This is a genomic window from Pseudoalteromonas sp. AS84 (genome assembly GCF_038900255.1).
GTDB lineage: Bacteria > Pseudomonadota > Gammaproteobacteria > Enterobacterales > Alteromonadaceae > Pseudoalteromonas.
The window spans coordinates 1-21132 of record NZ_JBBMQY010000021.1 but is presented as its reverse complement, the minus strand read 5'-3'; the positions used below and the strand labels follow the sequence as shown (position 1 = coordinate 21132).

At 39.7% G+C, this 21132-nt stretch carries 18 protein-coding genes, 4 tRNA genes and 1 pseudogene; 15 read left to right on the top strand and 8 right to left on the bottom strand.

From position 1 onward, the window contains the following. The first annotated feature begins 74 nt into the window (after positions 1–74). Both WNY79_RS17285 and WNY79_RS17280 read left to right on the top strand, forming a co-directional pair. Complete coding sequence (locus tag WNY79_RS17285) at positions 75–1856, top strand: DUF885 domain-containing protein (protein WP_342876480.1); 1782 nt, start codon at positions 75–77, stop codon at positions 1854–1856. 176 nt (positions 1857–2032) lie between these two features. After that, positions 2033–3514 carry an FMN-binding glutamate synthase family protein gene (locus tag WNY79_RS17280; RefSeq protein ID WP_024599719.1) on the top strand — a complete coding sequence of 494 codons (1482 nt, stop codon included), beginning with the start codon at positions 2033–2035 and terminating at the stop codon, positions 3512–3514. Between the two features lie 46 nt (positions 3515–3560). On the opposite strand, the gene mtnK is transcribed toward WNY79_RS17280, so the two are convergent. Beyond that, positions 3561–4778, bottom strand: coding sequence for an S-methyl-5-thioribose kinase (mtnK, locus tag WNY79_RS17275; RefSeq protein WP_342876479.1), 1218 nt, complete (start codon positions 4776–4778; stop codon positions 3561–3563). A gap of 129 nt (positions 4779–4907) precedes the next feature. Here mtnK and mtnA point away from each other — a divergent pair, with 129 nt between their 5' ends. Then, positions 4908–5933, top strand: a complete 1026-nt coding sequence (mtnA, locus tag WNY79_RS17270) for an S-methyl-5-thioribose-1-phosphate isomerase (protein ID WP_342876478.1) — start codon at positions 4908–4910, stop codon at positions 5931–5933. A gap of 66 nt (positions 5934–5999) precedes the next feature. Here the strand turns inward: mtnA and WNY79_RS17265 are convergent, their stop codons facing one another. From WNY79_RS17265 to WNY79_RS17255, 3 genes are read right to left on the bottom strand one after another with little or no spacing between them, the layout of a single operon-like run. Continuing rightward, a complete protein-coding gene (locus WNY79_RS17265; protein ID WP_197186238.1) occupies positions 6000–6542 on the bottom strand; it encodes an acireductone dioxygenase in 543 nt (180 codons plus the stop codon). After that, positions 6539–7225 carry an acireductone synthase gene (gene mtnC, locus WNY79_RS17260; protein WP_342876477.1) on the bottom strand — a complete coding sequence of 229 codons (687 nt, stop codon included), beginning with the start codon at positions 7223–7225 and terminating at the stop codon, positions 6539–6541. The genes WNY79_RS17265 and mtnC overlap by 4 nt, the downstream gene beginning before the upstream one ends. After that, positions 7222–7851 carry a methylthioribulose 1-phosphate dehydratase gene (locus WNY79_RS17255; RefSeq protein WP_024599724.1) on the bottom strand — a complete coding sequence of 210 codons (630 nt, stop codon included), beginning with the start codon at positions 7849–7851 and terminating at the stop codon, positions 7222–7224. The genes mtnC and WNY79_RS17255 overlap by 4 nt, the downstream gene beginning before the upstream one ends. A 108-nt stretch (positions 7852–7959) precedes the next feature. On the opposite strand from WNY79_RS17255, the gene WNY79_RS17250 reads away from it, so the two are divergent. The 3 genes from WNY79_RS17250 (at position 7960) to WNY79_RS17240 (ending at position 11354) form a co-directional block, all read left to right on the top strand. Next, positions 7960–9102 (top strand): methionine aminotransferase, encoded by a 1143-nt coding sequence (locus WNY79_RS17250; RefSeq protein ID WP_342876476.1) that lies wholly within the window; start codon positions 7960–7962, stop codon positions 9100–9102. Then, positions 9090–9863 (top strand): amidohydrolase, encoded by a 774-nt coding sequence (locus tag WNY79_RS17245; protein WP_342876475.1) that lies wholly within the window; start codon positions 9090–9092, stop codon positions 9861–9863. Before WNY79_RS17250 ends, WNY79_RS17245 begins: the two co-directional genes overlap by 13 nt. A 75-nt stretch (positions 9864–9938) precedes the next feature. Next, positions 9939–11354 (top strand): mannose-1-phosphate guanylyltransferase/mannose-6-phosphate isomerase, encoded by a 1416-nt coding sequence (locus tag WNY79_RS17240; RefSeq protein WP_342876474.1) that lies wholly within the window; start codon positions 9939–9941, stop codon positions 11352–11354. 30 nt (positions 11355–11384) lie between these two features. Here the strand turns inward: WNY79_RS17240 and WNY79_RS17235 are convergent, their stop codons facing one another. The 3 genes from WNY79_RS17235 to WNY79_RS17225 all read right to left on the bottom strand — a co-directional run bounded on the left by WNY79_RS17235 (position 11385) and on the right by WNY79_RS17225 (position 14953). Further along, positions 11385–13541 carry a response regulator gene (locus WNY79_RS17235; RefSeq protein ID WP_169044553.1) on the bottom strand — a complete coding sequence of 719 codons (2157 nt, stop codon included), beginning with the start codon at positions 13539–13541 and terminating at the stop codon, positions 11385–11387. A gap of 167 nt (positions 13542–13708) precedes the next feature. Beyond that, positions 13709–14365, bottom strand: coding sequence for a response regulator transcription factor (locus tag WNY79_RS17230; RefSeq protein ID WP_004334929.1), 657 nt, complete (start codon positions 14363–14365; stop codon positions 13709–13711). Positions 14366–14584: 219 nt separating this feature from the next. After that, positions 14585–14953 (bottom strand): histidine triad nucleotide-binding protein, encoded by a 369-nt coding sequence (locus tag WNY79_RS17225; protein WP_024597062.1) that lies wholly within the window; start codon positions 14951–14953, stop codon positions 14585–14587. A 92-nt stretch (positions 14954–15045) separates the two neighbouring features. Here WNY79_RS17225 and WNY79_RS17220 point away from each other — a divergent pair, with 92 nt between their 5' ends. Beyond that, on the top strand, positions 15046–15645 hold the full coding sequence (locus WNY79_RS17220) for a DUF2057 domain-containing protein (protein WP_342876473.1): 600 nt from the start codon (positions 15046–15048) through the stop codon (positions 15643–15645). Positions 15646–15702: 57 nt separating this feature from the next. On the opposite strand, the gene WNY79_RS17215 is transcribed toward WNY79_RS17220, so the two are convergent. Continuing rightward, positions 15703–17544, bottom strand: coding sequence for a M1 family metallopeptidase (locus tag WNY79_RS17215; protein WP_342876472.1), 1842 nt, complete (start codon positions 17542–17544; stop codon positions 15703–15705). A 143-nt stretch (positions 17545–17687) separates the two neighbouring features. On the opposite strand from WNY79_RS17215, the gene murB reads away from it, so the two are divergent. The 8 genes and pseudogenes from murB to WNY79_RS17175 form a co-directional block, all read left to right on the top strand. Beyond that, the gene (gene murB / locus WNY79_RS17210; protein ID WP_342876471.1) at positions 17688–18698 is read left to right on the top strand and encodes a UDP-N-acetylmuramate dehydrogenase; all 1011 of its coding nucleotides are present in this window, start codon (positions 17688–17690) and stop codon (positions 18696–18698) included. Further along, complete coding sequence (birA, locus tag WNY79_RS17205) at positions 18695–19687, top strand: bifunctional biotin--[acetyl-CoA-carboxylase] ligase/biotin operon repressor BirA (protein ID WP_024597284.1); 993 nt, start codon at positions 18695–18697, stop codon at positions 19685–19687. The genes murB and birA overlap by 4 nt, the downstream gene beginning before the upstream one ends. Then, positions 19684–20394 (top strand): type III pantothenate kinase, encoded by a 711-nt coding sequence (locus tag WNY79_RS17200; protein ID WP_182197737.1) that lies wholly within the window; start codon positions 19684–19686, stop codon positions 20392–20394. Before birA ends, WNY79_RS17200 begins: the two co-directional genes overlap by 4 nt. Before the next feature lie 126 nt (positions 20395–20520). Next, positions 20521–20596, top strand: a tRNA-Thr gene (locus WNY79_RS17195). A gap of 40 nt (positions 20597–20636) precedes the next feature. Beyond that, a tRNA-Tyr gene (locus tag WNY79_RS17190) sits at positions 20637–20721 on the top strand. 44 nt (positions 20722–20765) lie between these two features. Continuing rightward, positions 20766–20840, top strand: a tRNA-Gly gene (locus WNY79_RS17185). A gap of 11 nt (positions 20841–20851) precedes the next feature. Continuing rightward, positions 20852–20927, top strand: a tRNA-Thr gene (locus WNY79_RS17180). 128 nt (positions 20928–21055) lie between these two features. Then, positions 21056–21132 (top strand): annotated as a pseudogene (locus WNY79_RS17175) (elongation factor Tu); the annotation flags it as partial.

Here is a 21132-nt window from a genome sequence, read left to right as displayed (position 1 = left end):
GGTCTCATTTACTTGCTATTTATTTAGCCTGCGATAGTTTTATGAAATTAATAACACTGCTAAGTTACATTATAATGAATCACTTTTTAGTTAAGCCACTTCGCCAATCTTTATTTGGCATCACAATTTTATGTTCATTGAGTGCATGCCAAATAACAACACCAAATGCCAATAAACAATTTACACAAGTAGCAAAAAGTATTGTCGATTATAGGCAAAGTACTAATCCTTATAGCAATTTAGAGGGAGTTGAAGGTTATTTATTACCAAATTTATCGCCCAAATTTTTAGCACAAGAATATAAAAATAAAGCGAGTCTACTTGCTGAGCTAGACGCAGTTAATATTGCAAAGTTAAGTGATGAAAATCAAATAAACTTCAATATTATTCGAGCTCAAGTACAAAACAGTGTTGATGAATATGTATTTAATGCGCACTATATGCCGCTTACCTCAGAATATGGTTTTCATTCTGGTTTATCGTACATAGTAAACAGCTCTCAATATAAAAATCAGCAAGACTACCAAGTATATTTGACTCGATTAACGCAAGTCCCACGCTTTTTTGAACAAAACATCTATTGGATGAAAAAAGGGATCGAAACAGGCCTTACCCAACCTAAAGCAGTGTTAGAGGGTTATGAAGACTCAATTAATGCTTACATTGTTGACGATGTAACTACATCTGAGTTTTATAAACCTTTTTTAACTAATACAGCAGGTTTGAGTGACGATAAATTTAAAGCGTTACAACAAAAAGCTAAAAACATTATAAAAGACGATGTTATACAGTCTTATAAGAATTACTTAGCGTTTTTTACGCAGCAGTATCGACCTAGTGCACGCACAAGTATTGGCATATCAGAGACGCCTAATGGCGAGGCATTTTATAAAAACAGAGCTAAGTATTACACCACTACCGATATGACACCTAAAGAGATTCACGAACTTGGATTGAAAGAGGTTGCTCGAATCCGCAGTGAAATGGAAGACGTAATAACAGAAGTAGGTTTTAAAGGCACGTTTGCCGAATTTATTCACTTTTTACGCACTGATCCACAATTTTACGCTACGACACCAGAGCAGCTTTTAAAAGAAGCCTCTTATATTGCTAAAAAAATGGATGCACAACTGCCTAAGTTATTTCATACCTTACCGCGTAAACCTTATGGCGTAGCACCCGTGCCAGCCAGCATTGCCCCTAAATACACAACAGGTCGATATTCTGGTTCTAATCGAGATGATGAAGCAGGGTATTACTGGGTAAATACTTACGCTTTAGATAAGCGCCCTTTGTATGTTTTAGAGGCATTAACTTTGCACGAAGCCGTGCCAGGTCATCATTTGCAAATCTCACTCAATGCTGAGCTTGAAAATTTGCCGAGTTATCGTCGTGATGCTTACCTTTCGGCATTTGGCGAAGGTTGGGGGCTTTACTCTGAGTATTTAGGTTTAGAAGCAGGCTTTTACCAAGACCCATATAGCCGTTTTGGTCGCTTGACCTATGAAATGTGGCGAGCAGCCCGTTTAGTTGTTGATACGGGTATGCATATGTATGGCTGGAGCAGAGAGCGTGCCATGAATTTTATGAGTGAAAATACAGCGCTTTCGCTGCATAACGTTAAAACAGAAACTGATCGTTATATAACATGGCCTGCACAGGCGCTTTCGTACAAAATAGGTGAATTAACTATTAAACGTTTACGCTCTGAAGCAGAGCAAGCACTTGGGCACGATTTTGATATTCGTGAGTTTCATCATCAAATATTACGTCATGGTTCAGTGCCTTTATCGGTACTTGAAACGCAAGTACGCATTTATATTAAAAAGGAATCAGTTAAGCTGGAAAGTAAATAAGTATAATTTTTTAAAGTGGGTACTGAGTTGTTTTTTAGCTATTTAAGTTACAGGTTTGCTGGTAAGTACTTGTATTTATTTTAAGCTAGCAGATTAATAATTATGATGTGCCATTTAGTTCATTAAAACGGTCAGTACTTATTAGCTATTATTTTAAAAATCACCAAGGGTCATAAATGAGCAATTTTATAATGTTTAGTATCGATATATTTGCAAGTATGTTTATAGTTGTGCTCGGGTTCGTTGTGCTTACTGTTATTATTTTTTATATTCGAGATGTAACGCAAACAAAGCATGCTATTAGGCGTAATTACCCTGTAATTGGTCGTTTCCGGTATTTTTTTGAACGCCAAGGTGAGTTTTTTAGACAATACTTTTTTGCTCAAGATAGAGAGGAAATGCCATTTAACCGCGCAGAGCGAAGCTGGGTTTATCGCGCTGCTAAAGATGTTGACCGTACTGCTGCATTCGGTTCAACACAAAGCTTAGAAGTAACAGGTACAGTTATGTTCATGAACTGTGCGTTTCCGACTTTAGATGAAGAAGCACTCGACCCGAGCAATGTCACTTTAGGTCCATACTGTAAAACACCTTACACCACTAATTCGTTATTTAATGTATCGGGTATGAGCTTTGGTGCGCTCTCAAAGCCTGCGGTTCGTGCTTTATCAAAAGGAGCTAAATTAGCAGGTTGCTGGATGAACACCGGTGAAGGTGGGCTAAGCCCATACCATTTGGAGGGGGGCGCCGATATTGTTTTTCAAATTGGTACCGCTAAATATGGTGCACGAGACGAGCATGGAAATTTAAGCACCGAAAAACTTAAAGAAATAGCGGCTCACGAACAAGTCAAAATGTTCGAACTAAAAATGAGCCAAGGCGCTAAACCAGGTAAGGGTGGAATGCTTCCAGGGCGTAAAGTTAATGCCGAAATAGCTAAAATTAGGGGTATTCCAGAGGGGCAAGACTCTATTAGTCCCAATGGCCATCCTGAAATTAAAAACCCAGCCGATATTCTAGATATGATTGCCACGGTACGTAACGCGACAGGTAAGCCTACAGGCTTTAAAGCGGTAATTGGTGCCTACGGGTGGTTAGAAACGTTGTTCGCTGAAATAAATCATCGTGGTATAGAGTCTGCACCTGATTTTATTACCATAGATAGTGCTGATGGTGGTACGGGGGCGGCACCACAACCGCTTATGGACTCAGTCGGTTTACCACTACGTGAAAGTTTACCGCTGGTAGTTAACATGCTTGAAAAGCATGGGCTGCGAGATCGTATTAAAATAATCGCATCAGGTAAATTAATTGTTCCTTCCAAGGTTGCTTGGGCATTGGCACTGGGTGCTGATTTTGTTGTGTCGGCTCGAGGGCATATGTTTGCACTGGGCTGTATTCAGGCAATGCAATGTAATAAAGATACCTGTCCAACGGGGATCACTACACATAACGAGCGTTTGCAACGCGGTTTAAATGTAGCTGATAAAGCGCAGCGAGTAGCTAACTATAATAAATACATTCATTACGGAGCGGGACTTATAGCTCATTCTTGTGGTGTGACTAGTGCACGCGAATTGAGGCGTGAGCACGTACGTATAGTGCAAGAAAGTGGTTTATCGGAGCCGCTTGATAAAATTTATGAAAATTATAAGTAAATTTTAATAATAGAAAAGGCGCTGATAGCGCCTTTTTTAATGTTTTTTAGTTTAATTGGCTTATTAATAAACTAAAAAATGCGTCTTTGTTGTCGCATGTTTGGGCATTCAAAATAAGTTGCTCGCCTAGCGCTAATGTTTGTTTTTGCACTGTAAGGCGCGCAGCCTCATCACTAATGCTATCTATATCGGTTACATGTGCGAGCCCTATGGTGCGCCTAATTAATTCAGCACCACAATAACCAATAGTGTCTTGTAGTACGCTTTTCATAAAGTACTCACTATAACCTGTAGCCTTTAGCGCAGCTTCAGTAGTGTGCTCATTGATAAGCGTAAGCCAATGTTGTTCAAATAAGGTATAGCATTCAACAAGAGTGCTTAATAAATGAGTTTGGTAATTACGACGAGCCAAAAAATCTTCAATACGCCCGTATTGCGCACAATAATTTAAAAGTAAATTACCAATAAAAGAGCCAATATCGAACCCAATAGGACCAAAAAAACCAAACTCAGGATCGATCATCTTTGTATTATTACAATCAACAAAAATACTGCCGCTATGCATATCACCATGAAGTAATGTTTGCGGGTTAGATAAAAAATTAGCTTTTAGTTTTGCTATTTCTAACTTTAATGCGCTGTTTTTTTGTATTGCATCAACTTCGCTTTGTAGTTGCTTTGGGTAGTTATTGCGTTCGTGCTCAATGTACGGATCGCTAAAAAATAAGTCTTCAGTAATTTGGCAAAGCTCGGGATTAGTAAATTGGCTAACAAGTGCTTTTTTAGTTTGTGCGGTTAAATAAAAATCTGAATTATAAAAGCCAGTATGACTTAAGTAGGTAGCTACATGCTGCGCCAATTTAGGAAATTGTTCCGCATTATTTTGCGCAGTACGCAGTATTTGTAAATTACCTAAATCTTCTAAAATAGTGAGCGCTTGCATTTCACTATAATGTAAAACCCTAGCTGTATAAGTTGGGCAAATAGCGCCATGATTAAGCAAAACTTGTGCTTCTATACGAGCTCTATCAAGCGTTAATGGCCACGACTCACCCACGCAACGGGCGTAAGGCAAAGCTTGCTTTAAAATAACGCTATTATTTTGCTCATCAGTAATTCTAAATACTAAATTAAGATTGCCATCACCAAACTCGTACGCCGTTAAGGTTTGTCCGTGGGCAAAAAAATTACATTGGTTAGATTCAATTAACGTCGACACATAATCGATAGCGCGCTGTGCATTAAAAGCAACATAGTTAGTCATGGTTTAAATCTCAAAAATCAGCTTTTAAGCATTCTATACCTTTAAATGTTTAGATGTCTACAAGTCCAACTTGAGAGTTATTCAAAGTGGTGTAAAATAACGTTACGCATTTTTAATATCTTAAGCATTATGCAAAATTTAATCGCAAGCAGTTTAAAATATGAAAACGGGTCGCTTAGTGTGCTCGACCAGTATTTACTACCTCACCAGCAGGTATGGCATCAGTGTCATGATGTAGAAACCATGAAAGATCTGATCATTAACTTAAAAGTGCGTGGAGCTCCACTTATTGGCTTAAGCGCGAGCTTGTTAGTGGCGTACTTAGCTGAGCAAGGGGTAGTTAAAAGCGAGCTTGAAAAAGCAATAAACGAACTAGAAGCCACTCGCCCAACGGCGGTTAATTTAATGCATTGTATGGCGGCACTACGTAAAGCTTTAACACAAAGCGATTATGTTACCGGTATTGTTACCACTGCTGAGCAGTTGTTTGTAGAAGATATAGCGCTGTGCGAGCGAATGGCAAACCGTGGCGCTGAACTAATAAATAGCGGCGACAACATATTAACCCATTGTAATACTGGGGCGCTTGCAACTGCGGGTATTGGTACGGCACTGGGTGTTATTTATAAAGCGCAGCAAAAACATGGCAACGTACATGTGTGGGTTGACGAAACACGACCCTTATTACAAGGCGGTCGCTTAACTGCTTTTGAGCTTGATCGCTGGCAAGTACCTTACACACTAATTTGCGATAATATGGCGGCAAGTTTAATGGCTGCAGGCAAGGTAGATAAAATAGTAGTTGGGGCTGATCGTATTGCCGCTAATGGTGATTTTGCCAATAAAGTGGGCACCTATAATTTAGCTGTACTTGCGCATTTTCATAATATTCCATTTTACGTAGTCGCGCCTGTTACTACGCTTGATACAAACACTATTTGTGGCAATGATATAGAAATAGAGCAACGTAATCCTCAAGAGGTACGCGGAGTTAGCGGTAGCTTTGGCGAGGCTTTATGGGCACCCACTAATGCTAATGTATATAATCCTGCATTTGATATAACACCAGCAAAGCTGGTTACAGGGTGGGTGTTAGATACTGGCGTTTATAACCAAAGCCAAGTAGAAAGTGGCGAACTTTTAAAGCTTAAATAATTTTGCGATGTTTTGGTCCACATTATGTTTATTAGTGTGGACCAAGGTTTTGAATGAATGGCTAACTTACGATAATAACGGAAATTGCTTGGCAATAGATGACTCCGTACTTTTTGCTACCCAGCCCTCTGTATTGTTAAATAAGCGAATGGCAGTGAACTCAGGGTCGCTTCCCATATCAAACCAATGCGGGGTAAGCTCTGGCACTGAAATTAAATCGCCTTGCTGGCAAAGTACCTGATAAACCTTATTGCCTAAATGCAGGCAAAATAGTCCTTGCCCTTTTACAAAAAAACGCACTTCGTCTTCACTATGAGTATGTTCAAATAAAAACTTTTTGCGCAGCTCTGATGCAGTAGGGTTTCCTTTAGCCAGTGATATTACGTCTACAGTTTGATAGCCATTTTCGGTTTTTAACCGATCTATATCGTTTTTGTACGCACTAATAATTTGCTCATGAGTAGTGTGCTCATTAATCTCTGCATTTGCTTGCCACTTTTCAAAACGTACGTTTACTTTAGCTAGTTGCTTTGCAATATCATCAGCATTTGATGAGCTTACGAGTGCTTTGTTTGCATTGTTGTCGGCATACACGGTTAATTGGCTCATACTAATTGCTCCAATGTAAATTGGCTAAAGTCATTAATATAAGGGTGCGCTTTAGTGCTTGCTTGTCCATCACGAATTAAATGTAGTGTTTTTAAGCCCGCAGCTTGTGCGGCATCAAGCTCGCCGGCTACATCACTTAAAAAGAGTATTTCTGCTGCTTTAAACGGTAACAACTCAACAATAGTGTTATAGGCTGTTTGCTCTTGTTTTGCGCCAACTTTGGTGTCAAAAAAATCAGTAAATAAGCTGCGAATGTCGCCATAATCACTGTATTTAAAAAGTAGCTGCTGCGCTTTTACCGACCCTGACGAGTACACATATAAAGCAATATCGTTATTGTACTGAGCTTGTAAAAAATCAAATGCATCTGGGTATAAATGACCTTTAAAATCGCCGTGTTCATACCCAGTTTGCCAAATTAAGCCTTGTAACTGCTTAAGTGGAGTGATTTTTTTATCTTCGTCAACCCAGGTAAGTAAGGTGCTAATAATTTCCTCTATATCGGCGTTTGGCTTTTCGATAAGCGCTTTTACAGCACTGATTTGCTCGGCTACATCGGGCTTGTTAGCATTGGCGCGTACAAAGGTCGGTAACTGTTTTGCCGCGTAAGGAAACAATACCTCTTTAACAAACGAGATGCGGGTAATTGTGCCTTCAATATCGGTTAAAATGGCTTTAATCATTTAGTCACTCCCGCTTGAATACCTATTATTTTTAAGCGCTCTAGCTCGCAGCTAAATAAAAATTCTAAGGCTTCTAGGTGGCGACGAACTTCATCAATATTGCGTCCTACTGCATATAAACCATGACCACGTATAAGTACGCCATGCTCTATAGGTGTATGTAAATGATGGTCACTGACCAGCAGGCTTAATCGGTCAATATCTTGATCGTTATCGAAAATAGGAATGCTCAGCGTTTCTAAATGCGAAGTAAAGCCGCTCAGTGCTTTTTGCATTTCATAGCCTGTTAAATCAAGCTGATGACTTTGGGTAATTTGCGACAGTACGGTGGCGGCTACAGAATGAGTATGTAAAACACACTGTGCATCAGGGATAAGCTGATACAAACTTAGGTGTAATTGTGTTTCTGCCGATGGTTTTACAGCTCCACTTAGGCGCTCGCCTTGGTGGTCTAATTGCAAAAAATGCTCTTGCGTCAGTGAGCCTTTATCGTGCCCACTTGCCGTAACAACAAAGCCAGTGCTAGTACGAGCTGAAAAGTTTCCGCCTGTTGCGGGTACCCAGCCTTTTTGGCTAACCCATTTTCCGGCTTCAATAAGTTGTGAAATAGCGGTATTGTTTTGCATACATTCCTCACTAATGAGCGTAAAGTTAATTGTTTTTAGACGGCTATACTTCTGTTTTAAGCAATGATAGCATCGCTTTAAGCGCAAAACCATCATTAAGGGCATCACGTGTTTGAAAGTAAATTACCAAATTTAGGCGTTAGTATATTTAGCCAAATGAGCGGGTTGGCTAATGAGTTTTCGGCAATTAATCTCTCTCAAGGCTTTCCTGAGTTTGATGCTCCAGAACTTTTAAAAACGCAGCTAAATTATTATGTTCAGCAGGGCGTTAATCAATATTCACCTTCAAGTGGTGTACCACGATTACAGCAACAAATAGCTAATTTAGCAAAGCGTAAATATGCCGCTGATATAAACGCGGCTGATCAAATTACTGTTACCTCGGGTGCAACAGAGGCATTGTTTGTGGCTATTCAAACAATCGTGCGCCCCAGTGATGAAGTAATTGTATTTGACCCTGCATATGACTCCTACCAGCCGGCAATTGAACTTGCTGGTGGAAAGTCGGTACACATTGCTTTAAGTGCGCCAAATTACACTATTGATTGGCAAATAGTAAGCCAAGCAATTACTAAAAATACCCGTGCCATTATTATTAATACGCCTCATAACCCAAGCGGTAAAATATTACAGCCACAAGATATAAAAGCACTTAAAGAGTTAGTTGGTACTCACAATTTATATGTAATAAGCGACGAGGTATATGAGCATATTACGTTTGATGAACAACCGCATTTAAGTGTATTACGCGATGATGAGTTATTTGCCAAAAGTTTTGTTATATCGAGTTTTGGTAAAACGTTTCACAGCACGGGCTGGAAAATGGGCTACTGTATTGCGCCTGCCGATTTATCTATCGAATTTAGAAAAATTCATCAGTACGTTACGTTTTCAAGCTTTACCCCCGCACAACATGCGCTTGGCGATATGCTAGAGCAGCAAGGCGAGCATATAGATGAGCTAAGTAGGTTTTATCAGCAAAAGCGTGATTTATTAGCGAGTCATTTAAGTAACAGCCGTTTTAAAATTTTACCTAGCCAGGGCACTTACTTTTTATTGTTAGATTACAGTGATGTATCGGATTTAAACGATGTTGAATTTTGCCATTGGTTAGTTGAGCAAGCAGGTGTTGCGGCTATTCCGTTAAGTGTGTTTTATCAAAAGCCACCAACCGATAAAGTAATTCGTTTATGCTTTGCTAAAAACGACAACACTCTCATAGAGGCAGCGCAAATATTATGTCAACTTTAACTATTACAGCATTGCAAAGCTCGCTTCACTGGCTTGATAAAGACGCTAATTTAGCCATGTTTAATAAACAGCTTGAAGCAATTACTAATCAGCCCGATCTTATTTTACTGCCCGAAACATTTTCGACTGGCTTTGCTATTAATTTAGATTGTGCAGAGCCCGAAAGCGGTAAAGTACTTACTTGGTTAAAGGCACAGGCTCATAAACATAATGCGGTTATTGCCGGTTCGGTACTGGTTGCGCAAGGCAATAAAAAAGCCAATCGGTTTTATTGGGTAAAGCCCGACGGTGAGGTGAGTTATTACGACAAACGCCATTTATTTCGCTTAGGCAGTGAGGGCGATTACGTTGTAGCAGGGCTGGCGCGCAAAGTTTTTGAAATCAACGGTTTTAAACTATTACCGCAGGTATGTTATGACCTGCGTTTTCCGGTATTTCAACGTAATAATAATGACTACGATGTAATGATAAACGTAGCAAATTGGCCAGCTGTGCGCCGCCACATATGGGATACGCTACTTATGGCGCGTGCAATGGAAAACCTGTGTTACGTAGTAGGCGTTAATCGCGTAGGGGATGATGGTAATGGTGCCGCGCACAATGGTGGTACAGCGGTATACGACTTTAAAGGCGATGCCTTGACTAAAGCGCAAGATGACACCGAACAACTAGTTACTATAACACTTGAAAAAGCACCACTGGATGAGTTTAAAGCAGCGTTTCCTGCCTATTTAGATGCAGACTCTTTTACATTAATATAAACACGTTAATTTAGCGCAGAGCCAATAAAGTGTTAAAATAGCCGCTGATATTTTTTGTTGGCGGCAAATTTCGTAATGAACACTTTAATCACTCCTGTAATTTTAGCAGGTGGCATAGGCTCTCGCTTGTGGCCGCTTTCTCGCCAAGCAATGCCTAAACAATTTTTACCACTACTAAATGAAAACACGTCATTGCTACAAAGTACGTTGGCGCGTGTTTCTGATGGGTTGTTCGATAATGCTATTTTAGTGTGTAACGAACAGCACCGATTTATTGCCGCCGAGCAAGTTGCAAGCTTAGCTCCTAGTGCATTATTACTTGAGCCTAACGGTAAAAATACCGCGCCTGCTATCGGATTAGCGGCGCACTACGCACTACAAAATGGTGTTACTGGTCCGCTACTAGTGATGCCTGCCGATCATCATATTGAAAACTTTGATGCATTAACAGCTAAGCTCCCAGAAGCTGTAAAATTTGCTGAGCAAGGGAAGTTAGTGACGTTTTCGATTACACCTACAAAGCCACATACTGGCTATGGCTATATAAAACAAGGCGCGGCTATTGCTGGAACAGGTTGTTACGATGTCGCTCAATTTAAAGAAAAGCCTGACTTAGATACAGCGAACCGTTATTTAGCTCAAGGAGGTTATAGCTGGAATAGCGGCATGTTTTTATTTACCCCAGCAGCCTATTTAAAAGAGCTAGAACGATTTGCGCCAAAAATAGCAACGAGTGTCGCTGCAGCCGCACAGTTTACTAAAGATTTAGGGTTTACCCGCCCAAGCAACAGTGCGCTTGAGCACTGCCCAAGCAATTCAATTGATTACGCCATTTTAGAGCGAAGCGATAACGTAGTTGTTATGCCTGTTGATTTAAAATGGAGTGATGTAGGTAGTTTTTCATCCCTTGATGCGCTTACAAAAAAAGATGAAAACGGTAATAGTTTAAATACTAATTATATGGCTCAAAAAAGCACTAATAACTTAGTTATTAACGAGGCTGAACACACTATTGCCACGCTTGGAGTAAGTGACTTAGCGATTATTCATACTCATGATGCCACGTTAATCGCAAATCAAAATGAGCTGGATTCTCTGCCTTTGTTGCTCAAGCAAATTGCGACAACACAGGCTGATAAACTTAACCATCATCAAGTGGTTTTTCGCCCGTGGGGAAATTACCGTACTTTAGTTGAGGGCACTGGCTTTAAAGTTAAAAAAATTACTGTTAACAGCGGTGCTAAGCTTTCGACGCAGCGCCATCAGCATCGCGCTGAACATTGGGTTGTGGTTTCGGGCATTGCAGATGTATGCATTGATGAGCAGGCGTATACGCTAACGCAAGACCAATCGTGTTATATCGCCGCAAAACAAATTCATAACTTGGCTAATAATCAAAAAGAGCCGTTAATAGTCATTGAAGTGCAAACCGGTGCTGTACTTGATGAAAGCGACATAGAGCGATTTGATGATAAATATGGAAGAGGCTAATAATTAGCTGTTTTTAAAGCTAATTCACTATTACTCTAACTGCCCACGCACAAACTTTAAATATTGCTCTAAGCTTCGTTGCCACAGATCTAACGCTTCATCAAGCATATCGTTGTGTGGTTTTTTATCGAGTAAACGGCGCTCTATTTTTTTAAGCTCAATACCATAGCGATTAAAGCCAAGTTGCAGAGCAGTGCTTGCTTGTCGATGTAAAAGCTTAATGCATTGCTCTGGTTGTTGATCAATAAGCTTTTGACAGCGAATTAGCTTGTTACGCGCCGAAAGCACAAACTCATTATAAATCGACGACACTTCATCTTCACTAAACGAGCTGGTGAGTGTTTCGGCCGCTGTTTTGTCATACAAGGTATCAATAAGCTCTACTGCAATACTCGCAGTTTGATTAGATTGAGAGTCGCTAAGTGCTTGGCGAAGCTTCTCGTGCTTAATAGGCTTACCTACAATGTCTTTTATACCTAATTCTAAATACTCTTTTACTTCGTCAGGGCTAAGGCTTGCAGTAAATGCGAGTACTGGCGTTCGTTGATTTTTATGATCAATGCGTTTTAGCCGTTTAAGTACTTCTTGGCCTGTTAAATCAGGTAAGTTCATATCAAGCAAAACAACATCGAAGTGGTGAGCTTGCATGAGCTCTATTGCGCTTTTCCCATCTTTTGCGAGCTTAATTTTGTGCTCATCGTCGGCCATAAATTCTATAGCAATTTTTTGATTTAAATCTAAATCTTCAACCAGTAGTACATCAAGACCTGTTAAGTAATCCTTAGTTTGATGGCGCTGCTCTACAAGGCTTAATTCACCTAAGGTAAAAGTAACGGTAAAGCTAAATACACTGCCGGTTCCAAGCTGGCTAGCTATTTCGAGTCGGCTACTGAGCTTTTCAAGTAGGCGACTGGTAATAGCTAAACCAAGGCCGGTCCCACCTTTCTCTTTTCCTGCACTGCTTTGTACGTAGGGCTCTGTTAAGTAAGCTATCTCATCATTTTCTATACCTGGCCCTGAATCTTTTACACTAATTTTTATAGTGTGCTCAAGTTGCTTTTCTAAAACTAAATCAACCTGAATTTTAACGGTTCCGTGGTCTGTAAACTTAATGGCATTACCCACTAAATTAATAATTATTTGCCTAAGTTTTTGCTGGTCGCAGTAATAACAGGCTTGCTCAGGAATATTACATATTAGTTCAAACTTGAGCTGTTTTTGCTCGGCGAGAGGACTTAGTAATAAGCATAAATTATTAAGCCATGTTTTAAACTCGACATCTTCTTCGTAAAGCGCTTCGTCACTTTGATCCAAACTTGCATAATCGAGTACTTTATCTACCAATAAATTAAGAGATTCGGCAGAATTTATAATCGCCTCGCAATAGGCTTTATTGCGAGTATCACTTGTTTGGTTCATAACAAGTTGAGCACTGCCCAAAATACCGTTAAGCGGAGTGCGAATTTCGTGGCTTATAGTTGATAAAAAGAGCCCGCGTATTTCTAAATCTTTTTGTGCTTTATCGGCTAACTTATTGAGATGCTGCTCTCTGCGCTCATTACACAATAACGCCATACCTGCAGCATAAAACATGGGCGCAATTACGCCATTTAAAAATAGCAAAGAGCTAAACCAGCCGTTTACTAAAAGGTTTTTTTGTTCAATGTTATTCATAAATAACGAGCGGCCAATAAAGCTTAAAGCAACAAGCGTTAAAATGGTTATGTATACAATGCTGCCATTAGGATAGGGTTTGCGGGCACATTTAATAAATATAAACAGTAAAAAACCGGCTTCTGCTATGTGTTGTATATCGGATGCAATTACTCTTTCGTGCAAAGATGGGTCAAAAAAGGTGTAATAGCCAAGCATTACAGTGCAAAAAACGGTCACTGAGCAAAGTAATTTAAAACCAATACCGTGATAATTTAAAAACTGACTAAGTGAAAGGCAGTGCACTATTGATGCGGCAAACATCATGCTACTGGCAGCGCTAATAATTACTAAATTATGTGTATCACCAACAAGAGTAAAGCCAATAACTGAGCCTAATAGCAATATGGGATAGAAAATATAAAGCAATGTGCCTGGAATTTGTTTGTTTGTTCGCCACGTCAAAAAGTTAAGTAAAGTCATTACAACCATGATGGCGATGCTGGCAAAATAAAGAGTGAAAGAGTCGAGCATTAATAGTCCAGCAAAGTAGTTTTTAAACAAATATTATTAAAAGTATACACTTATACCAATTTTCAAAACAGATCACTTAAGTAAGCAAATTAGTATTAAATAAGTATGCAACACATACAAAAACAGACACCTAAGTGTCTGCTTTTAATTTTAAACTAAATATTTGATTAACGAATTTCATCAGGAATATTTTGCTGTGCCCAAGATAGGAGCTCAATACGGTTACGACATTTAGTTTTTCTAAATGCGCTATATAAATGTGTTTTAACAGTGTGTGGACTGATACTTAAATCTTCTGCGATCTCTTTATTCTTCGAACCTTTACTCATTAGTGAGATTATTGCTTTTTCTCGTTTAGTGAGTTTAACAGGCTCAATATCACCTTCAGTTAATTTATGCAGGGCATCTTTATTAAACTGAAGCATACGATTTAATGCATTACACATTATATCGCGGCGATACCAAAGTTGATCTTCAAGTAGTAAGCGAATACCTTTCATTAATACATCGGCGTTATCTGTTGTGTAAAACACGCCACGAATACCGCTCAACAATGCACGGTTAGCAAGTTCAGGGTTTTCGTCTAGATTAAATAATATGATATCGCATTTAATACGTAGGTTTACTAGTTGTTCTTTTAGTTTTCCCCATGCATCCTTGCTTGATGTTTCAATAAACAAAAGTCGAGTCCCTTCAGGTATGTCTAAAATATTAGTACCTGTGGTTACGTCAAGGCCTTGCGTTTTTAACAAAGGTTCTAAAACGTTAATACCAATAGTGTTAATTGGCTCTTGATCTAATAACAAAAAGGCTGAACTGCTCATGTTTTTATACTCTTTTATAAAGCTGACTGACTGAGTTTATCACGACTTCCACACCTTTTGTATTAGAAAGTCGTTGATGTTCTCAATAACAAATACGATATTACGATTATTTAAACATAAAATGTTGCAAATAAGTAACTATTTATTATTTATAACCATGAAAAACCATAACATTTGTAACTAATTAGTTGAGTGGAATAGTTTAGTGAAAAATTTTAATTAATTTACTTTTTTTACATTTTGATAAGGTGGCCACCCCATCTCTTTACCGGCAAGCATGTGTAAATGTATGTGATAAACAGTTTGCCCACCATGTTCGTTACAGTTCATAACTACGCGGTATCCGTCCTCAGCAAAATTATGTTGCTTAGCTAATTTAGCTGCGGCTACGTATAAGTTGCCTACTAAATGTGAGTTTTCAGGATTTATATCATTTATAGTAGCAATTGCTTTTTTTGGGATAATTAATACATGAAATGGCGCTTGTGGGTTTATATCTTTAAATGCGAGAGTGTTTTCATCTTCGTAAATAATATCTGCCGGAATTTCACGATTAATTATTTTGGTAAAAATAGTTTCTTGGCTCATAGTGTGTTCCTAATTAGGTGTTGTGAATTTTAAGCTCACTAATGACAAACTTTCAAAGCAGTGTCAAACTGAAATCAAATAAAGGAGTTAATATGCTTAAACCAATTTTAATAAGTAGTGCAGTTGCATTATTAGTTAGTTTTTCGGCTAATGCTGAGAATATTCACTTTCCAGAAGAAATTGTACCACTGCAAGTGGGCGATAAAATGCTAGAAAGCTCTTTGTTTAGTCGTATTGACGATGTCGAGCTTGCTCCAGGGACCTATCTGCTTAGGCTAAAGTACACCGATTTATATGAAGATGATTATGACACGCATGAAGTTATAGAGTCGGAACCATTTTGGGTAAATGTAACTGTTGAAGCAGGTAAAGATTATACCTTAGTGTTTAATCGTGCTGAAAATGCGGTATCTGCAAAAGTATTTGCAGAAGCCCCTCAAGTGAGTTTAAAAGCAAAAAGTAGCGCTGTTGCTAAACCTTTAAGTGTTATTTCTAACACGCAGCTAGCAAGCAATAAACCGGCAATGCAAAATACAATGCCTGCAGGACCTTCTCGTCCTAGCCAACCAATAAAGCCAATAGCACCAATTACAGGTAAGGGCATGCCAAGTGCGCCGCAAATGCTTGATTTTTGGTGGCAGCAAGCCACGGCTACGGAGCGTAAAGCTTTTTTAGAAAAAGTGACAAAGTAAAAAACAGAAAAACAAAAGGGCCAAATTTGGCCCTTGTTAGTTTCTAATTAACGCTATTTATTCAAATAATGCGTCAATAGTACCTTGTGCAAGAGGGTGATACCCAGGGCGTGCTTTTAAGTACACGCTTTGTGCCCACTCTTTTTTACCGTTAGTGATAAGTGATTTGTATAACGGTACAATTAACTTACGACGGCCAATACCTGATAGGTGCTTATTAAGCGCAGGATAAATTGGTTGATAACCATTACCTACTGCTAGCATAAACCAAGCAAATGCACGTTCAGCATTCGTTGATTGCGTTAGGTTAAATTCACTATCAAGCTCGCTCATTTTCTCTATGCTTAAATCGCGTGGTAAGTTATTTAAAAAGTGTAGCCACTCATGCACAGACCAATCAGCCGTTGGTAGTTGAGCTGCTGTTGTGTCGCCTTTCAACCATGCTGCTGTTGCAGTATCTACTTTATCAAATGCATCAGAAGTAGGGTTTGGCGCATCACTTGGTAAGCCAGGCTCAAAAATCCATTCGTTTACTTTATCCATACTTACAACACCGGGGTACTTCTCAATTAAGTTAGCTTTTAAGTAAGTAACAAATTGCGCGGTAGTAAGTGATTTAAACGAAAACTCTTTAAAGTACGCTTTTACGAAAGGGTCAAACTTATCGCGGCCATATTTGTTTTCTAGGTAAATTAAAAATAACTGACCTTTAGTGTAAGGCACTGAGCTAAACGCATCATCTGGGTCGCGCCCGTTAAGTTTTAAATTAAGGCGTGTATCTGGTGCATCAATTGTTTTAATTTGTGCGCGTAAAGACGCTGCATCAAGTGCTTGTTCCATAACCGCACGGTCACGACCAAATACTTCTTCCATAATGCGGTTTTCAACGTACGAGGTAAAACCTTCGTTTAACCATAAATCTTCCCACGTTGCGTTAGTTACTAAGTTACCAGACCAAGAATGAGCAAGCTCATGGGCAATAAGGTTAACTAAGCTTTTATCACCAGCAACAACTGTTGGAGTTATGAATGATAAGCGTGGATTTTCCATGCCACCAAACGGAAAGCTTGGCGGTAGCATTAATAAGTCGTAACGACCCCATGCATATTCGCCGTACATCGCGTTTGTTTTGTCGATCATGGCTTGGGTGTCATCAAACTCAGCAACTGAGGCATCTAAAATTGTAGGTTCAGCAAATATGCCCGTTTGGTGCGACATTGCTTTAAATTCTAAGTTACCTGCGCCAATAGCAATTAGGTAAGGTGAAATTGCTTGTGGCATATCAAAAATGTAGTCGCCATCTTTATAAAGCGCATCTTTGTTATCTGCACTCATTACAGCACGTATATCTTTTGGTGTATGAATTCGTGCAGAGTAAGTTACACGCATTGCGGGTGTATCTTGCACTGGGATCCAACTACGTGCATGAATTGCTTGCGATTGGCTGTACATAAATGGATGCGTTTTACTTGCCGTTTGCGTGGGTGTTAACCATTGCAGGCCTGAAGCTTCTGGACGACTGTTGTAGTAAATACGAACTACTTCAGCTTGGTTTTTAAACACAATAGTAAGCTTTGAACCTTTAACGTCATCTCGCTTAGCTAAATCAAAAGTCGCCTTTTTCCAGTTACCACTTTGATCTTTGTACATTACTTTATCAATGTCTAAGTCGCGGGTATCAAGTACAAGCGTTCTACTTTTGCTGTTGTTCCACTGAAGAGTATGCTCAACAAAACCTTCTAACTGCTTGTCGGCAAAGTCGACATCTAAATCAAGGTTTAAGTGAGTAGTAACAACATCATCAAGGTTAGCATACGAGTTTTGGTCAATCGCATTAGCCATTGCTTGCGAACACATACCCGCCATAGCGAGGCTTAAAAAAAGAGGTTTAATTTTCATCATTACTCTGAACACAAATAAAAAAGTGCTGGTTTTATATCACGATTGGCACGGTGGGTTGAGTGATTTTTACAATCTAGTGCCACATTTGCGACGATGAGGTAAACTATTGCGATTAGTTACCGGTATTTTTAGAGAGCTTTGTGGCGCATTCATTACACTCCTTACATACATTCGCATTAAACAGCCAATGCCAAAATTTTGTTGAAATTACTCAGCTTGAGCAACTTAAAACGCAAAGTTTTAGTACACCGTTTTGTTTGCTAGGCGAGGGCAGTAATACCGTATTTTTAAATGACTACATGGGTACGGTTATAAAAATAGCCTTAAAAGGGATTAAAATTACTGATCGTGAGAACGACACACTAATAACTATTGCCGCAGGCGAAAACTGGCATCAACTAGTCAGTTATTTATTAGAGAAAAATATACCCGGGCTTGAAAATTTAGCACTTATACCGGGCACAGTGGGTGCATCGCCGGTACAAAATATTGGTGCTTATGGCGTTGAGATAGCTAAATTTATTGAGTTGGTAGAATACTTTGATATAACCACTAAAACTATGCACTCACTAAATAACGAGCAATGTGAATTTGCTTACAGAGACTCAATATTTAAACATGCCCTTAAAAATAAAGCGGTGATCACGCAAGTGCATTTAGCGCTTCCAAAAAAGTGGCAACCAGTATTAAGTTATGGCCCCCTGCAGCAGCTCTCAAGCATTACCCCGCAAGCAGTATTCGATCAGGTTATAAAAACGCGCAATAGCAAATTACCTAACCCATATACACTTGCCAATGCGGGTAGCTTTTTTAAAAACCCAATAATTACTAACCAGCAGTTAGCTGAGCTATTAAAGCAGTTTGCAGATTTACCTCATTACGAATATGGGCAAAGTCATCACAAGGTCGCAGCAGGTTGGTTAATCGATAAAAGTGGTTTAAAAGGGCACCGCGAGGCCGGTGTAGAAGTGCATGAACAACAAGCATTAGTGCTTGTTAATCACGGAAATAGTGAAGGTAGTGACCTAATAAAAATGATTAAACACATTCAGCAAGTGGTTTATACGCGCTACAACATTATGCTTGAGCACGAAGTACGTTTGATAGATTCGTGCAGCGAATGCCATATTAACGCGGAGCCTGAGCAATGAAAGCACCTGATGGAAACAAACTCGCTATTTTAAATGCACTCAACCAAGGAGGCTTTGTATCTGGGCAAGCCTTGGGTGAAAAGCTAGGAATTAGCCGAGCTGCGGTTAGTAAACATATTAAAACGTTACAAGAAATGGGCTTGGATATTTTTAAAGTGACTGGCAAAGGCTATTGTTTGAATAGTCAGGTGGGCCTTTTAAATAAAACGCAAATTGATCAACACTACAAAGCGCTAGGTGATAATACGGCCAATGTAGAAGTACACCCTATTATAGATTCGACCAACAGTGAGCTTATGCGCCGTATACAGGCTAAAACAGCGCTTGAGTCTGGGACTGTTATTGTTGCTGAAATGCAGCAAGCAGGGCGCGGCCGACGCGGCCGTGTTTGGCAATCCCCATTCGGCGCTAATTTGTATTACAGTTACTTTTGGCGTTTAGATGACGGGCTTCAAGCTGCAATGGGTGTATCAATTGCAGTAGGCCTTGCAGTTTATGATGCAATTAAAGCGTTATACCAAATTGACGTAGAGCTTAAATGGCCTAACGATATTTATATAAATAAGCAAAAGCTTGCAGGTGTATTAGTTGAACTCGACGGACAGCCGCAAGGTCCTTGTCAGCTTGTGATTGGTATAGGTATCAACTTACAAATGCCAGACAGCTTTAGCCAACATATAGACCAAGCGTGGACCGACTTAAATCAACATACCCAACAGCTAGATAAAAACCAGCTGGTGGCATCGCTTACTCATCATTTAGAGCAGCGTTTAGTGCAGTATCGTCAAACAGGTTTGCAAAATATGTATGAGCAATGGAATTCACTCAATGCATTTGCTGGTGATTATGTTGAGCTTAATACAGGGCACCGAAGCTGGCGTGGAATATGTGAAGGTATTGACCCACAAGGTGGAATACGAATTCGCCAAGATGGTGAAGTAAAAAGTTATTACGGTGGGGAAGTCTCCCTCAGAAAGGCGCAAGTATGAGATTACTGATCGACGTAGGAAATACATCACTAAAAGCTGTGCTGTGGGGTAACGAGCAAGCACAACCAGCAGATATAAATAACCTACCTTGGTTGCAAATAACCGAAGTGATTTATGCGTGCGTAGGGCGCAGTGATTTATTAAACGATATTCTAATGCAAGCGGCTAGCAATAATATTACTTGCTTTGAAGCCAAAGTAACCAAAACGCTTGGAGATCTTGTATGCGCTTACGAGCACGTAGGTAACTTAGGTATCGATAGGTGGCTTGCGCTTATTGCAGGCTTTACATTATACCCACATAAAGCATGCATTGTTATTGATGCAGGTACTGCCACCACAATTGACGTGCTTGATAGTGAAGGCCTACATTTGGGTGGCTGGATTTTACCTGGGCTTGATTTAATGACCTCATCGCTTACACAAAACACCCAACGTGTTTTTGATGACGGTAAAACACCATTTACTAATGAATTGGGTAAAAACACGCCAAACGGTTTAAAAAATGGTGCTTTAGTGGCAACCATCGGTGCAATTGAGCAAGCTAAGCTGAATTTAACGGCTCAAAAAACAGAACAAGCACCACAAATTATTTTTGCTGGTGGCTATGGCTCGCTATTGCAACAGCAATTTGCAGGAAGTATTTTTGATTCATTGTTAGTAATGAAGGGCTTAAATTATTGGTATGAATTAACCGAAACAGTATAAAAAAGTGCAAAAAACGTGTTTTCGCGTGAATATTGAGCATTTAAACTAAAAATTTACACTTTTTTTAATTTTATTGTTGCATCCCAATAAACCTTACTCTAATATCTCGCCCCGTACTAAAGCAGTGCCGACTTAGCTCAGCTGGTAGAGCAACTGACTTGTAATCAGTAGGTCAACCGTTCGACTCGGTTAGTCGGCACCACTTTCCTTTTACCGGAAGTGAATTAGTAGAGAATTATCGTGGAGGGGTTCCCGAGCGGCCAAAGGGATCAGACTGTAAATCTGACGGCTCAGCCTTCGCTGGTTCGAATCCAGCTCCCTCCACCACTTTATTCTTGACGGTTAGAGGTAGTTTAAGAACAGATTTTTATGCGGGCATCGTATAATGGCTATTACCTCAGCCTTCCAAGCTGATGATGCGGGTTCGATTCCCGCTGCCCGCTCCAGTTCTTGTGTTGCTGATATAGCTCAGTTGGTAGAGCGCACCCTTGGTAAGGGTGAGGTCGGCAGTTCGACTCTGCCTATCAGCACCAGTCCTAAGAATCTCCTTGATTACTTCCTTTATCTGTCAGAAAATACTATTTGAAAAAATTAACTTAATCTACCTCTGGTGGATTATTTTCATATGTAATTTAGATACACAAAACTGATAGGTTCCGTCATGGCAAAAGAAAAGTTTGAACGCGTAAAACCGCACGTAAACGTTGGTACAATCGGCCACGTTGACCACGGTAAAAC